This is a genomic window from Kordiimonas lacus (assembly GCF_001550055.1).
In the GTDB taxonomy this organism is placed as follows: Bacteria; Pseudomonadota; Alphaproteobacteria; order Sphingomonadales; family Kordiimonadaceae; genus Kordiimonas; species Kordiimonas lacus.
In genome coordinates this window covers 106,638-121,319 of sequence record NZ_LRUA01000007.1, presented here as the reverse complement: position 1 = coordinate 121,319, position 14,682 = coordinate 106,638, and the positions used below count along the sequence as shown (strand labels likewise).

Sequence of the window (14,682 nt, the reverse complement as noted above, 5' to 3'; positions counted from 1 at the left end):
AGTAGGGCGCAGCCATGCGTTTTTCGCGTCTGCGATTATCGGGGTTTAAATCCTTCGTCGATCCGACCGAGCTTCATATTGAGCGCGGTCTGACAGGCGTTGTGGGCCCGAACGGCTGCGGTAAATCCAACCTTCTTGAAGCCATCCGCTGGGTGATGGGGGAAAACCGCGCCAAGTCATTGCGCGGTTCGGGCATGGACGATGTGATCTTTGCCGGCACAGACAAGCGCCCCGCCCGCAACATGGCTGAAGTGACGCTGGTGATCGACAACCAGGACCGTTCAGCCCCAGCCGAATATAACGATGAAGATTTCATTGAGGTAACGCGCCGAATTGAGCGCGAATCAGGTTCGGCCTACCGTATCAACGGCAAGGACGTCCGCCAGAAAGATGTGCAGCTGCTGTTCGCAGATGCCGCCACAGGCGCCCACTCGCCGGCACTTGTCAGCCAGGGCCGTATCGGCACGCTGATCAACGCCAAGCCGCAGGACAGACGCGCCATTCTGGAAGAAGCAGCGGGCATTTCAGGTCTACACACCCGCCGCAAAGAAGCCGAAAGCCGCCTGCGCGGCGCCGAAGGCAACCTGACGCGCCTGCAGGACGTGATCCAGGCCATGGAAACCCAGAGCCAGAGCCTCAAGCGTCAGGCGAAGCAAGCTGTGCGCTACCGCTCGATCTCGGGCGATATTCGGCAGGCTGAAGCCAGCCTGCTTTACATGCGCTGGGCTGATGCGGCTGAAGAAGTAATCAAGCTTGAACGCGCGCTTCGGGAATCCGAGAAGGGCGCGGCTGAAATTGAAGAGAAAGTCGCCGGACTGGCCAGGGCGCAGGCAGAATTTTCTGCCATGCTGCCCCCCCTTCGGGAAGCGGATGCAGCGGCGGCTGCCAAACTACAGCGCCTATCTATCGAACGCGAAAATCTGGAGCAGGAGAGCGAGCGGCGCAAGCAGGCAGCACTCTCGCTCCGGCAGACACTCGAACAGATTGGCGCGGACCGTGAACGCGAAGCCGAGATTGCGGCTGATGCCAAAGCGGCGCTTGACCGGTTAACGACAGAGAAAAAGCGTCTTGAAGCTGCCCGCGATGCGGAAAAAGACAATGAGCTGCAGGCGCGCGAGAAGCTTGATGCCTCCACCAAGGCGGCGTCCGCTGCGGAAGCAGACTATGACGGTATCAGCGAGCGCGCTGCCCAGGCGCGGGCACGTCGGTCCAGTCTGGAAAGTGATAAGCTGGCGATTGTGCGCCGGGGCGATCAACTGCGGTCCGAGCAGACACGCCTGAACGGCGAACTGGATGCCATGACAGCCGAGGATGAGATCCTCTCCGCCCTGAAGACAGCCGAGCAGACCGTTGAGAAAGAAGAAGAGCGTCTCAGTAAAGTTGCTGACAGCCTTCAGGCTGCAGAAGCCGCAACTCTCGAGGCCCGCAACCGCCGCAATGAAGCGGACACAGCGAAGGCCGAATGTGAGGGCGCGCACAAGTCTGTACTTGCGGAAGTCACGAACCTTGAGCGCATGCTGGAGCAGGCAGCCGCTGACGAAGACCAGCCGGTTTCGGCGTCCCTCAAGGCCAAGCCTGGGTTCGAGATCGCGGTTGGTGCGGTGCTTGGCGAAGAGGCAGAAGCGGGCCTGAGCGAATCGGCTAAGCGATTTTGGGCTGCGCAAGATCCACTTGATGCCGCGGATTGGCCCGCAGGTGTGACACCTCTGAAGGACGTCCTTACGGCCCCGTCTGTGCTTGACCGCCGGGTAGCGTTTGCCGCAGTGCTGGAGGACGGCGCGGATGGCGATATCCTTCAGAAAAAGCTGTTTCCCGGCCAGCGATTGGTGGACCGGGAAGGCAAGCTGTGGCGTTGGGACGGTTATGTGCAGAAAGCCGGAGCGCCAAGCGAGGCTGCAATCAGGCTCGAGCGCCAGAACCGGCTAGTGAAGCTGAAGGCTGAGGAAGAAAAGGCAGCGAAGAAGGCCACTGAAGCGGGCGAGGCCGCACAGCACGCGTTCGATGCCCACCAGAAAGCACGTGAGGCAGAACAGGCCCAGCGGCAAGTGCGTCAGGACGCCGAAAAGGCATTGGCAGAAGCACGCCGTGCCCTTGTGGCCGCAGAACAGGAAGCCAGCAAGCGCGCCAGCAAAGTGAATATGCTGAAGGACAGCCTCGCGCGATTGGCGCAGGAAGAAGCCGAAACCAATGAGCGGCAGGCCAGTATTGATGCAAAGCTTGCTGAGCTGCCGGAAAATACCAAGCTTGAGGCCGAGCTTCAGGAAGCGCGAGCCAAAGTGGAAGCGCTGCGGTCTGAGCTTTCAAGCGCCCGTGCGGCCTATGACAGCCTGCGCCGGGAGGCCGAAAGCCGCAACGACCGTCTCAGTGCTATCCAGACCGAATCGGGCGCATGGCAGCTGCGTGTTGATAGTGCTGCGAAACAGCTCAGGGCGCTGGATGAACGCCAGGCTGACACTGAGCGCCAGTTGAAGGATGCTGAAGCCAGCCCTGAAGACCTGGAAAATCGCCGACAGGCGCTGTTGTCCGAGCTCGCTAAGGCGGAAAAAGAACGCCATGAAAGCAGTGATAAGCTGCTGGCGGCGGAAGCACAGCTGGCGGAGAAAGACAAAGCGCTCAAGGCGATCCATGAGGCACAGTCTGAGGCCCGCGAGCGTCAGATCCGGGCGGACGCCGCCGTTGAAAACGCTGTTTCCCGCCGGAAAGACATTGCGTCCCAGATTGGCGAACGGTTCGAGTGCGCGCCTACCCAGCTTCTGGAGAAGGTCGGTCTGGAAGCCAGCGACAGCCTACCTGATGCCATGGTGCTGGAAAGCAAGCTTGAAAAGCTGAAGCGTGAACGCGACAGGTTGGGTGCCGTTAACCTGCGGGCGGATGAAGAGCTTACTGAGATAGACGAGCAACTGACCCACCTGACGGGCGAACGGGCGGACCTTGAGAATGCCATAGCACGGCTCAGGCAGGCCATTGGCAGCCTTAACAGGGAAGGGCGCGAGCGCCTGTTGAAGGCCTTCGATGTGGTGAACAATCACTTCGGGGAACTGTTCAAGACCCTGTTTGGTGGGGGTGAGGCCCATCTGGAACTGACGGAATCCGATGATCCGCTGGATGCGGGGCTCGAGATATTCGCAAGCCCGCCGGGCAAACGGCTGCAGGCCCTATCGCTCCTGTCTGGCGGCGAGCAGGCCTTGACGGCACTTTCCCTGATCTTTGCCGTCTTTATCACCAATCCGGCCCCCATCTGTGTCCTTGATGAGGTGGATGCGCCGCTTGACGATGCGAACGTCGAGCGATTCTGTAATCTGCTGGACGAAATGATCGGCCGGACGGACACCCGCTTCCTGATTGTGACCCACAATGCGGTTTCCATGGCACGGATGAAGCGGCTCTTCGGTGTGACCATGGCAGAACGCGGAATCTCGACCCTCGTTTCCGTCGACCTTGAACGTGCAGAGGAATTGCGTGAGGCCGGTTAACGGTATTTTCCATAAATTCCTTTTAAATCAATCAGTTAACTTATTTTCGATAGACCTTGACACGGGGTGGGGCCTTCACTATGTTGCAGGCGCCTTTTACGGGCTTCTTTTTTTATGGAAGTGGCCCGGCAAAAAGGTTGGTCAAACGCGGGGTTTTAGGGGCCAAAGCGATGGGTGACACGGAAGATGACCCAAAGCTCAAGGCGCTTGAAGAGCGATTGAGCCAAGCTCGACAGAGGGCTCAGGGAGAAAATGCCGACGATCGGCCGTCTCCAATGGGTAGAGCCTTCCGGATGGGCATCGATCTAGTGGCGGGTGTCGGCGTAGGCCTGATCATCGGCATAAACCTAGATGGTTGGCTTGATACGTCTCCCGGTTTCTTGATCTCCTTTTTGTTCCTTGGCTTTGCTGCGGGCATCCGGAATGTGATCCGGGAAGCCAACAAGATGCAGCGGGAAGCTGAGGATGGTCTGCAAGGGCAGGCTGACGAGGCGGATAAAGATTGACCGCGATCCGCATAAAGCGGGTTGCACAACTAAAGAGATGGTAGCCGTGGCAGGACCTCTTGAGCAGTTTGAGATCAAGCCCCTTGCAGAGATGCAAGTCGCAGGGATTGATGTTTCCTTTACCAACAGTTCCCTTTGGATGGTGATCGTTGTGACCGCCCTGACCTTTTTCCTGGTTGGTGGCACGCGCAAGAATGCGCTGGTTCCTGGTCGCTGGCAGGCCATGGTTGAAATGGCCTATGAATTTATAGCCAATATGGTGAAAGAAAATGTAGGGCGTGAAGGGAAACAGTATTTCCCATTCATTTTCACGCTTTTCATGTTCATTCTTGGTAGCAACCTTGCGGGCATGATCCCGTACAGCTTCACGACGACGAGCCACATCATTGTGACGTTCGCGCTGGCTGCGGTTGTTTTCCTTGGCGTGACGCTGATCGGCTTCGCCAAGCACGGCCTGGGCTTCTTGAAGCTCTTTGCGCCGTCTGGTGTGCCCGCGCCGCTTTACATTCTGATCGTTCCAATCGAAGTGATGTCCTACTTCACGCGTCCGATCAGCCTTTCGGTTCGTCTGTTTGCCAACATGCTGGCGGGCCACATCATGATGAAAGTATTTGCTGGTTTCATCATCAGCCTTGGCGCGATCGGCATTGCCGGCCAAGCTGCTGCTGTGCTGCCATTTGCTTTCAACATTTTCCTGACGGGGCTGGAAATCCTGGTGGCTTTCCTACAGGCCTACGTTTTCGCCATCCTGTCCTGCATCTACCTGCATGATGCCATGCATCCTGCACACTAAGACGCCGGACAAAATACTACAGTTTAGAAATCAAGCTTCATTCAATAGAGAAGGAATTTAACATGGAACTCGCAGCCGCAAAGATGATTGGTGCTGGTATCGCCACTCTCGCACTCGCTGGTGTTGGTATTGGTCTTGGTAACATCTTCGGTAGCTTCCTGTCGGGTGCTCTGCGCAACCCATCTGCTGCTCCGAAAGTATTCGGTAACCTGCTCCTGGGCTTCGCCCTGACAGAGGCTGTTGCCCTGTTCGCACTGGTTATCGCGTTCCTGATCCTCTTCACCTAAGACGATCAGTTTGCGAATGAAGCACATGGGCGCGGTCAGTAACTGATCGCGCCAGGTGCTTATCTGGACCGCAAGAGGGCATTGCCCGAAATGCGGATCGAGCCTTAAGGGGCTCAACAATTGAAACATCTAGCCACAGAGGCATGTGATGGCAGAAGCTCATACAGAAGTCGCACACAAGGAAGCAGGCCTTCCTCAGCTGAATATTGCGACCTTTGAAGAGCAGGTCGTATGGCTGTTCCTGACCTTCATCGTTCTCTTCGTGATTGTGTCCCGTCTGGTTCTGCCACGTGTGACCAAAGTCCTCGAAGAGCGTGAAGAGCGGATCGCAAACGATCTGGATACAGCCGAACGGCTGCGCAAGGACGCTGAAGACATACGCAACGCGTATGAAGAAGCGAGCGCGAAGGCACGAAAGCAGGCCCAGGAGACCATCCTGAAGGCCAAAGAGAAAATTCAGTCTGATATCGCGAAAGCCCAGGCCGAGCTCGAGGAAACGCTGGCAGCGAAAGCTGCGGAAGCTGAAGCTCGTATCGCCAAGGCGCGTGATGAAGCACTGGCTAGTGTCGGCGATGTGGCTGGTGAAGTCGCTAGCGATCTCGTTGCCAAGCTGGCCGGTATCGAAGGCGATGACGCCGCGGTGTCTGGTGCTGTCAAGGCAGCGCTCGCAGACGTGAAGGGAGCATAACCATGGCTGATGCACACGGTTCCGTATTCACCGATCCAACCTTCTGGGTTGCATGCTCCTTCGTGGTCTTCGTTGGCGGTGTTGTGTATGCGAAAGCTCACAAGAAAATTGCTGGCATGCTGGACGATCGCACGGCTACGATCCGTAACCAGCTGGACGAAGCGAAAGCAATCCGGGAAGAAGCTGAAAAGCTCCTGAACGATTACCAGCGCAAGCAACGCGACGCTGAAAAAGAGGCCGCCGACATGGTTGCCCAGGCAAAGGAAGACGCGAAAATCATGGCGAAAGAGGCGAAAGCTGACATCAAAGCCATGGCTGAGCGCCGCACCCGCGCCGCAGAAGCCAAGATTGCCCAGGCTGAAGCCAATGCAATCAAGGAAGTTCGCGCTGTTGCTGTTGATGTTGCCATCAAGGCTGCCGGCACAGTGTTTGCCGACAAGCTGAAGGGCAAGGAAGGCGGCGCGTTGGTCGACAAGGCCATCACGGACGTCGAAAGCAAGCTTCACTAAGAATTCAGGCTCTGGCAATTGTCAGTTCTGATCGAACGCTCCGCCTCTCCGGCGGGGCGTTTTTTCTTGTGATTGTGCAGCCATCTTATATACCCCTAAAGCAACATCGCTTGAGATAGGGACCAACAGAGTGACGCGAGACAAAAGTGACAACCTGATGCGCTGGGCGACGCGGGCTTCCGTGAGCGTTGCAGCCGTGCTCGTGGCCGCAAAGGCGGTTGCCTGGTGGTTGTCGGACTCTGTGGCCATGCTTGGCAGCATGACGGACTCGGGCCTCGACCTGATGGCGTCGCTTGTGACGCTTTTTGCCGTGCGCACCGCTCTGCTGCCGCCGGATGAAGACCATAGGTTTGGCCACGGTAAGGCCGAAGCCCTGGCAGGGCTGTTCCAGGCGGCAATCATGTCGGGCTCCGCCGTGTTCCTGCTGCTGGAATCGATCAATCATGTTGCGACCCCGCACCCGGTCGCCCAATCGGGCTTGGTGATGGGCGTGTCAGCGCTTGCCATTGCCCTGTCGCTGGTGCTGGTGGCCTTCCAGGCCTATGTGGTGCGCCATACAGGCTCCCTCGCCGTTGCAGGCGATCATCTGCACTATAAGGGTGACCTGCTGTTGAACCTGTCAGTCATCCTGGCTGCCTGGGCATCTGCGTCGGGGTTTGTATATGCTGACGGCGCCTTTGGTATCCTGATTGCGCTCTACATTCTTTACGGAGCACAGGAAGTGGCGTTGCCTGCTGTCGATATGCTGATGGACAAGGAGCTGGGGGATGACGACCGTGAAAAGATTTTCAATCTGGCGATGGGAAACCCGGCGGTACGCGGCCTGCATGAGCTGAAAACCCGCATGTCCGGTCGTGATCTGTTTATCCAGATGCATATCGAGGTTGATGGCGAAATGACCGTTCAGGACGCACATTTTATAGCCGACGAGGTTGAAGCGATGATCGGAGAGGCATACCCGGACAGCGAGGTCCTGATCCATGTGGACCCACCAAGCACCCTCTCGGATGAGCTGACTGTTAAAGAACTTGGAAAAATTGGGGAATAAGTATGCTGACCATCTATGGCATCAAAAACTGCGACACTGTCAAAAAGGCCCGCAAGTGGCTGGAAGCAGAAGGCGTGGACCACAGATTCCATGATTTTCGGGCCGACGGCCTGGATGATGCCCTGATGGCGCGTTTTGTTGACGCACTTGGTTGGGAGGCGCTGCTGAACACCCGGGGCACCACCTGGCGCAAACTGCCGGATGTCGACCGCACGGGCGTTGATGCCCAAAAGGCTGCCGCCCTGATGGTGGCCAACGAGGCGCTGGTTAAACGCCCCGTATGGGAGAAGGGCGGAGACTTCCGGCTTGGGTTCGCGCCCAAGGAACAGGAGGCCATCAAGGCCTGGGCCAGGGCATAGCGATTGGTTTGAGCGCGGCGCGAGTGTCTCTCAGCCAGGAACATCCAACTGCAGCAGCATGCCTTTTTTGTCGGCGTCAGGCACTTCCGCAATGAAGCCATAGCGTCCGGGTTCCAGGTCCACCGTGAAATAGCCATGTGACCCGGCGGGCATCACGTCATTGATACCGCCGACAAAGGTAACAGGGGCGGGCACAGACAGCCCTGCTTCGGTCTGCCAGTCCATGAAGGTAACGGCGTTTGCAACACTGCCTTCCCTATCGATCTTGAAGACATGCACATCCTGGCCGACTGCTGAGGGGTATCGGATCTGCGTATCGAAATTAACGCGGATGATATTGGTGCCAGCTTTCAGATCACCGTCTTTGAGGGACAGGCCATTCCCGTTCAGAGTGAAGATAACGTCAGCTTCAGGTTCCGGCATTTCACCGTTCTCAGGCAGAACGGTCAATGGCAGAACCATTGCCAGCACACCCTGTTGATAGCTGGCTGAATGGAAGACACCGCCTGACTTGATATAGCATTCAATCACATAGTTGCCGGGCGGTAGGAATGTGGTTGCCTGGGATATGGCGTTGCCTTCAATCAATCCTGGTCCGCCATGGTAGGTCAGGCCAGTTGCCCAGCTTGGCATGTCTCCGAAAATTTCGCCGGCTAGCTCATGGTCTCCGGCCATCATGGCGTCATAGCCGCGCTGGAATACGCTGCCCAGTTCGTCGGAATATTGCACAGCCGATATACCGTCCGGAAGCCTGGCGGCCAAGGCAAAATGGATCATATCGTCTTTGTTGTTAAGGCGGATGGTCGTCCAGCCGGACTTGATGGTTTCCGGGCCTTCGAACCGCATGCCGGAGGCTGTGAGTTCCAATAGGTTGGTCGGTTGGAAAGCTACGTCTGCATCAGTCGAGGAAGGCGCAGGGTCGCAGGCTGCCAGTGTCAAAAGGATGGGTAAAACGGCGAAACTGTTCCAGTTGCGTCTTTTCATAAGTCGCTCCCAAAGTCTGTCGACCCCACCAAAGTGTAAGGGGTGGTTTTGAATCTTGTCAAATCGCGTCCGTGAAGGTCTATTGGGCGGGTAGCAGGAGAGCAGCATGCGCGAACTACCAGTCTATCAAGTTGATGCATTTACCAACCAACCTTTTGGGGGTAACCCGGCGGCTGTGTGTCCGCTACCGGCTTTCCTTGATGACGGGCTGCTGCAGAATATTGCGCTGGAGAACAACCTGGCGGAGACGGCTTTCATCGTACCGTCTGCATCTGATGACGTGGACTATGAGCTGCGCTGGTTTACGCCTTCCATTGAAGTCCAACTGTGTGGTCATGCGACGCTCGCGTCTGCCCATGTGGTTTTCAGGCACCTTCACCCTGACTGGGAGATGGTCCGTTTCAATACTGCCTCAGGTTTGATGACGGTTGTTCATGCCGGTGACTTCCTGGAGATGGATTTCCCGAATCTTCACCCCAAGCCTATGTCTGGCCCAGAGGGGCTGGCTGAGGCCATGGGCGCCGCGCCAAGTGAGGTTCTGGACGCCAACACCGGCGACGATGATCTACTTCTGGTCTATGACAATGCCCAAACCATCCGGACCTTGGCGCCCGATCCTCTGAAAATGGCGGCCTTGTCGCCGTATGGGTTCATTGTCACGGCACCAGGCGATGACGGGATCGATTTCGTTTCGCGCTGTTTTTTCCCGAACAAGGGGATACCGGAAGACCCCGTGACAGGGTCGGCGCACTGTGCGGCGGCTCCCTATTGGGCCCAGCGACTTGGCAAACAGGAATTGCGGGCGAAGCAAGTCTCGGCGCGGGGCGGTGATTTGTGGCTGAAGGTGGTGGGTGACCGTGTCAAGATTTCTGGCCAGGCTGTTGAAGTGATGCGCGGTACGCTTTTGTTGCCCTGATAAAATATTTTGAACCTCCCTTTCCTGTTCTGCGTCCTAAAGGGAAACAAGGGGACAGACAGATATGGACCGCGCGCGCGAGGACTTGTTGGTACTGGCCGCCCAGGGTGGAGACAGCCAGGCATTCGATCAGCTGTTTCGCGCCAATGATGCGCCGCTTCGGCGCTTTGCCTACCGCTTGTGTGGCGATCAGCATATTGCGGTTGATGCGGTTCAGGAAAGCTGGGTCACCCTTTCAAGAACACTCAGGAAGCTTCAGGATCCAAGAGGCTTTCGCTTGTGGGCCTACAAGACCACTCGTTGGCGTACGATGGACCTGTTGCGCCGCCGTCCCATGAAGCAGGAAACGCTCGACGGCGAAGAGGCAACACTCGCCGTGGAAACCGAAGAACCCCTGGCGACCAGTGACCAGCTTTCGCGCCACCTTGCGGCGCTACCCCAAAAGGAAAAGGTGGCCCTGACGCTGTTTTACCTTGAGGAACTATCCGTGATGGAAATCGCGGCAGTGGAAGACGTGCCCGTGGGCACCGTGAAATCACGGCTGAGCAGGGCCCGGGATCGGCTCAGGCGCCGTATGACAGGAGACGAGACATGAGCAAGTTTGATGACATGATTAAGGATGAGTTGGCCAAGGAAGCCAAGGGCATCGACGAGCTTCTGACGTCAGAGGGTGGTTTGCCTGACATGGTGGCGGCAGCCTTCAAGGGCAGTATGCGCCGCTGGGTGTGGCTCATTGGGGGGGTCACACTTCTGGTAACAGCGGTGATGCTCTGGTGTGGCTATAATTTCTTTACAGCCGATGCCGCGAACCAGACATTCTGGGGCTTTTGTACCCTTATCAGCGTTGCGGCGCAGGTGGCGCTTAAGCAGTGGAGCTGGATGGAAATGAACCGGGCCAGCATGATGCGGGAAATCAAGCGGCTTGAACTTGCTGTCGCTGCTCTGGCCCGGAAAGTGGGTTGATAATAAACGTCTGTCTCCCTTGAACCTTTTGGCCTTTTGGCCGTTTATAGGGAAAAGGGAGGCAGGCACGCGTGCAGGCACGGACACAGGAAGAGGCGCTGGTCTTGAAGGCGCAGGCAGGGGACGAGCGGGCTTTCGCCGTGCTTTACCGCGCCTACCAGCCGTCGCTTGTGAAGTTCGCCTTCCGCATGCTCAGGAATGAGGCCGCCGCCTTTGACGCAGTTCAGGAAGCCTGGCTGATGGTGGCGCGGACGCTAGGGAAGCTGCACCATCCTGGCATGTTTCGGGCGCGTATCTTCAAGGCCGTCAGGTGGCGGGCGCTCGACCAGTTGCGCAAGCGCCCGAATGAGCCCCTGTCGTTTGAGGAAGACGGCGTGGTTGAACCTGCCGCAAGCGTAGGAGCCATGGATGGCCGCGTCACGCGCCACCAGCTTCGGGCGCTCATTGGTCGCCTGCCGGATGTCGAGCAGCAGGCGATCTACCTGTTTTATCTTGAAGACATGAAGCTTGAGGAGATTAGCGCGGTTTTGGATGTGCCTGTGGGCACGGTCAAATCGCGGCTTAACCGGGCACGCGGGCGCTTGCAGGCGCAGGTGCGTGCAGAAGAAGGAGAACTGGCATGACCAGCATTGATGAACGGATCAAGGCGGAGCTGGAGCGCGAAGGCGCTGAACTCGATGCCATGATCACAGATGACAGCATGCCCGCCATGATCGCCATGGCTTACAAGGGCAGCATGCGCCGCTGGATGTGGCTTGTGTCCACGGTGACCATACTGCTTGGCGTTGTCTCGGTGTGGCTGCTGATCGAGTTTTCAGGCGCCTCAGGCGTCGAAGACAAGCTCATCTGGGGGGTGTGGGCCATCCTTGCGGTGATCGTGATGCTGGCCTTCGAGATGTGGGCCTGGATGCAGGTGGGCCGGGTGGCCATGAAGCGCGATATCCAGCAGCTGCAGCTTGATATGCGCGAGATGATGACCAAGCGCGACTGACGGCACTTTGCCTTGCCTTCTCCCCCCACTGCGTTACCTTGGGGCAACGGGAACAAGGGAGAGAGCCAATGACATCCGTACATGATTTCACCTGCGACCGCCTGAACGGCAAGCCGCAGGACCTGGCGGACTATAAGGGCAAGGTGCTTCTGGTGGTCAATACGGCCTCCAAATGCGGCTTCACCCCCCAGTTCGAAGGGCTTGAGAAACTGTTCCAGGACCTCAAGGACAAGGGGCTTGTGATCCTCGGCTTCCCCTGCAACCAGTTCGGCAAGCAGGACCCGGGCTCGAACGACGAGATCGGCGAGTTTTGCCAGATCAATTACGGCGTCAGCTTCCCGATGTTCGCGAAAGTCGACGTGAATGGCGACGGTGCCAGCCCGCTCTATAAGCACCTGAAGGCCGTCAAGCCAGGCGTACTGGGCACCGAGCGCATCAAGTGGAACTTCACCAAATTCCTGGTGGACCGCGACGGCAATGTGGTCAAACGCTTTGCGCCAAAGACCAAGCCGGAGGATATCCGCACCGCCATCGAAGCGCTGCTGTAAGCCTAAAAGATTAGATATATCAGTATATTAATAATGTGATCACATTTTTCTTTGCGCCCATTCGAACCTGGTTTATGGTTTCCGGGAAATGCTCGGGGTGGAGCATGATTTGTGGGAGTGAGTATCCATGTCCAGGCTGAAGGGCATCAACAGGCGAGATTTCCTGAACGGCGTGGCCCTGACCGGGCTGACGGGGGCCGGCTTGGCGCTTGGCATGAGCCCGGCGAAGGCAATGGCGGAAGGGCTGATCTCCAGCAAAGGCGCCTGGACCTATCCACCCGCAAAAACCGGCCTGCGCGGCAGCCATGTGGGCAGCTTCGAAGTGGCCCACGCCATATCCTGGGAAGGCCAGACCTATGACCGCCCCAGGAAGGCCAAGGACAGCCTTTATGACCTTGTGGTCGTGGGCGGCGGCATCTCGGGCCTCGCGGCAGCCGTGCTGGCGCAGGAAAAGCTGGGGCAGGGCGCGCGTATCCTGATCCTGGATAACCATGACGATTTTGGCGGCCACGCCAAACGCAATGAATTCAACGTGGACGGCGAACTGCTGGTGGGCTACGGCGGCAGCCAGTCGCTTGAAAGCCCGGCCGACTATAGCACGGGGTCAAAGGCGTTTCTTGAGACCCTCGGCATCGACACGGAAAAATTCTACCGCTTCTATGACCAAAGCTTCTATGAGCGCCAGGGCCTGGCTGCAGGCATCCACCCGGGCGCCGACACGTTCGGCGACAGTAGGCTTCTCAAGCGCAGCCGTGCAGGCGGCAGCCACAGCGTGCTGGCGGCCTATACGGACGCCGAGAAGGCTGACCTGGCGGCGCTGATCAAAGGCTTACCCCTTGAAGACGCTGACAAAAAAGCCCTGCACACCTGGCTGATCGACCAGCCAGACTGGCTCGCACACCTGAACCAAGATGAGAAGATCGACTATCTCATGCAGACCTCCTTCGAGGACTGCATGACCAAACACGGCGGCCTGAGCGAAAGCGTGTGCGACCTGCTGCGCGACGAGGTCGTCGGCACCTGGGGGCTGGGCTGGGACGCGATCTCCGGCCTTGAAGCGGTGCGCTTCGGCATTGGCGGCACGCTGGGGTTGGGGATTGACCCTTACGCCGTCCCGCACCCCTACGACAGCGACGAACCCTATATTTTCCACTTCCCGGACGGCAACGCCGGCGTAGCGCGGCTCGCGGTCGCCAAGCTGATCCCGAGTGCGGTGGAAGCCACCACAATGGAAGAAGAGGCGCTGGCCCGCGTGCATTATGACAGGCTTGACCTGGCGGAAAACAACGTCCGCATCCGCCTGTCCGCCACCGCTGTGGAGGCGCGCAATACCGCTGAAGGCGTTGATATCACTTACGTTCGCGACGGCCGGGTTGAGCGGGTGGAAGCCCGCTTTGGCATCATGGCCTGCTATAACCATGTCCTGCCTTTCATCATGCCGGAGCTTCCCGAAGAACAAATCGAGGCGCTGCAGTGGCCGGAAAAAGTGCCGCTGGCATACGTGAATGTGGCGCTCAGAAACTGGCGGGCCTTCAGGGAAGCCGGGGTGAATTATGTCTACACGCCGGGTGGGTTTTACAGCAATTTCTCGCTCGATTTCCCGGTATCCATGGGCGGCTACGCTTTCTCGCACGACCCCGAGAAACCGATCCTCGTGCATATGGTGCATGTGCCGAAGGCACCGGGGCTGATGAGCCGCGAGCAGCACAAGGCCGGGCGCTACCAGATGTATGGCACCTCGTTCGAGGAGTTCGAACAGGCCGCCATCGACCAGCTGACGGGCGCGCTGGGGCCATACGGGTTTGACGCCGAACGCGACATCGCCGCCATCACGGTGAACCGCTGGCCGCACGGCTATGCCTATGAATATAATGAGCTTTTTGAACCTGAGTGGTCACCCGAAAAAGGCCCGCACATCACCGCCCGCCAGCCCGTGGGCAAGCTCGCCATCGCAAATTCTGACAGCGCGGCCTACGCCTACGTCAACGGCGCCGTCGACGCCGCCATCCGCGCGGTGGATGAATTGTTCGGCTAACCCCGTCCTCCCCGGCCACGTGCCGGGGACATTCCTTGCACCCTAATCATGAGCTTGCCTCATGTCGCATGATTTTGGCGGTTCCCCAAAAAAAGGGCACACATCACGTCCCCATAGGGCCCAAATTCACAAAAAGGGCACACCTATAGGGCCCAAAGAGTGCCCAATTTCACGAGCGCCAGACGCCCAAGGTGAGTGCTTCCAGAAAGTGCTTAGTAACTCGCCATAATCGAACATTTTGAGGTCAAAATGGGCATGCGATCACGCTTGGATTCGCTAAGGCAGGGTGACCCAATTTTTTATCTAACGGATCATTCAAACATCAAGACGAATGTCGCCTTCCGGCCAGAAGCGGACATCAAGGCAAGTGACCAAGGCTCGCGTATGAGCAGACCAACACACGGCGCGAATAGGGCGCTGCAGCTCTCAGTGTGCACTAGTGGTTGTGTCGACCTTTTCCTGTACACCATTATATGGTATTATTGTCTCATATAGTTTTAAAAAAGGGTTTCGTATATGAGTACTGAGTACGCCAAAAGTATCGAGTTTGAAGTCTTCGCCCGGGCTGTTCTGTCGCTCCCA

At 57.8% G+C, this 14,682-nt stretch carries 16 protein-coding genes; 15 read left to right on the top strand and 1 reads right to left on the bottom strand.

Annotation, left to right across the window (positions count from 1 at the left end):
• Window positions 1-14: 14 nt before the first annotated feature.
• The 8 genes from smc (at window position 15) to KORLAC_RS13540 (ending at window position 7,663) form a co-directional block, all read left to right on the top strand.
• A complete protein-coding gene (gene smc, locus KORLAC_RS13575) occupies window positions 15-3,473 on the top strand; it encodes a chromosome segregation protein SMC (RefSeq protein WP_068307337.1) in 3,459 nt (1,152 codons plus the stop codon).
• An 80-nt stretch (window positions 3,474-3,553) separates the two neighbouring features.
• Entirely contained in the window at window positions 3,554-3,979 is a 426-nt protein-coding gene (locus KORLAC_RS13570) for an AtpZ/AtpI family protein (RefSeq protein WP_068307335.1), read from the top strand.
• Window positions 3,980-4,016: 37 nt separating this feature from the next.
• Complete coding sequence (locus KORLAC_RS13565; RefSeq protein WP_175445650.1) at window positions 4,017-4,772, top strand: F0F1 ATP synthase subunit A; 756 nt, start codon at window positions 4,017-4,019, stop codon at window positions 4,770-4,772.
• Window positions 4,773-4,834: 62 nt separating this feature from the next.
• Window positions 4,835-5,059 carry a F0F1 ATP synthase subunit C gene (locus tag KORLAC_RS13560; RefSeq protein ID WP_068307330.1) on the top strand — a complete coding sequence of 75 codons (225 nt, stop codon included), beginning with the start codon at window positions 4,835-4,837 and terminating at the stop codon, window positions 5,057-5,059.
• Window positions 5,060-5,207: 148 nt separating this feature from the next.
• Entirely contained in the window at window positions 5,208-5,747 is a 540-nt protein-coding gene (locus KORLAC_RS13555; protein WP_068307328.1) for a F0F1 ATP synthase subunit B family protein, read from the top strand.
• A gap of 2 nt (window positions 5,748-5,749) precedes the next feature.
• A complete protein-coding gene (locus tag KORLAC_RS13550) occupies window positions 5,750-6,256 on the top strand; it encodes a F0F1 ATP synthase subunit B family protein (RefSeq protein WP_074519418.1) in 507 nt (168 codons plus the stop codon).
• Window positions 6,257-6,386: 130 nt separating this feature from the next.
• Window positions 6,387-7,304: a cation diffusion facilitator family transporter gene (locus tag KORLAC_RS13545; RefSeq protein WP_206594970.1), complete on the top strand. Its 918-nt coding sequence runs from the start codon at window positions 6,387-6,389 to the stop codon at window positions 7,302-7,304.
• A gap of 2 nt (window positions 7,305-7,306) precedes the next feature.
• Window positions 7,307-7,663, top strand: coding sequence for an ArsC family reductase (locus KORLAC_RS13540; protein ID WP_068307326.1), 357 nt, complete (start codon window positions 7,307-7,309; stop codon window positions 7,661-7,663).
• Between the two features lie 30 nt (window positions 7,664-7,693).
• Here the strand turns inward: KORLAC_RS13540 and KORLAC_RS13535 are convergent, their stop codons facing one another.
• Window positions 7,694-8,647 carry a hypothetical protein gene (locus KORLAC_RS13535; protein ID WP_068307324.1) on the bottom strand — a complete coding sequence of 318 codons (954 nt, stop codon included), beginning with the start codon at window positions 8,645-8,647 and terminating at the stop codon, window positions 7,694-7,696.
• A gap of 106 nt (window positions 8,648-8,753) precedes the next feature.
• On the opposite strand from KORLAC_RS13535, the gene KORLAC_RS13530 reads away from it, so the two are divergent.
• From KORLAC_RS13530 to KORLAC_RS13500, 7 genes are all read left to right on the top strand, one after another.
• Complete coding sequence (locus KORLAC_RS13530; protein WP_068307322.1) at window positions 8,754-9,563, top strand: PhzF family phenazine biosynthesis protein; 810 nt, start codon at window positions 8,754-8,756, stop codon at window positions 9,561-9,563.
• 64 nt (window positions 9,564-9,627) lie between these two features.
• Window positions 9,628-10,158, top strand: a complete 531-nt coding sequence (locus tag KORLAC_RS13525; RefSeq protein ID WP_068307320.1) for an RNA polymerase sigma factor — start codon at window positions 9,628-9,630, stop codon at window positions 10,156-10,158.
• Window positions 10,155-10,526 (top strand): DUF6768 family protein, encoded by a 372-nt coding sequence (locus tag KORLAC_RS13520; protein WP_068307318.1) that lies wholly within the window; start codon window positions 10,155-10,157, stop codon window positions 10,524-10,526. Before KORLAC_RS13525 ends, KORLAC_RS13520 begins: the two co-directional genes overlap by 4 nt.
• A 71-nt stretch (window positions 10,527-10,597) precedes the next feature.
• On the top strand, window positions 10,598-11,149 hold the full coding sequence (locus tag KORLAC_RS13515; RefSeq protein WP_068307316.1) for an RNA polymerase sigma factor: 552 nt from the start codon (window positions 10,598-10,600) through the stop codon (window positions 11,147-11,149).
• The gene (locus KORLAC_RS13510) at window positions 11,146-11,517 is read left to right on the top strand and encodes a DUF6768 family protein (protein WP_068307314.1); all 372 of its coding nucleotides are present in this window, start codon (window positions 11,146-11,148) and stop codon (window positions 11,515-11,517) included. Before KORLAC_RS13515 ends, KORLAC_RS13510 begins: the two co-directional genes overlap by 4 nt.
• A gap of 68 nt (window positions 11,518-11,585) precedes the next feature.
• Window positions 11,586-12,065 (top strand): glutathione peroxidase, encoded by a 480-nt coding sequence (locus KORLAC_RS13505; RefSeq protein ID WP_068307313.1) that lies wholly within the window; start codon window positions 11,586-11,588, stop codon window positions 12,063-12,065.
• 127 nt (window positions 12,066-12,192) lie between these two features.
• Window positions 12,193-14,100 carry an NAD(P)-binding protein gene (locus KORLAC_RS13500; protein ID WP_068307311.1) on the top strand — a complete coding sequence of 636 codons (1,908 nt, stop codon included), beginning with the start codon at window positions 12,193-12,195 and terminating at the stop codon, window positions 14,098-14,100.
• Window positions 14,101-14,682: the final 582 nt, after the last annotated feature.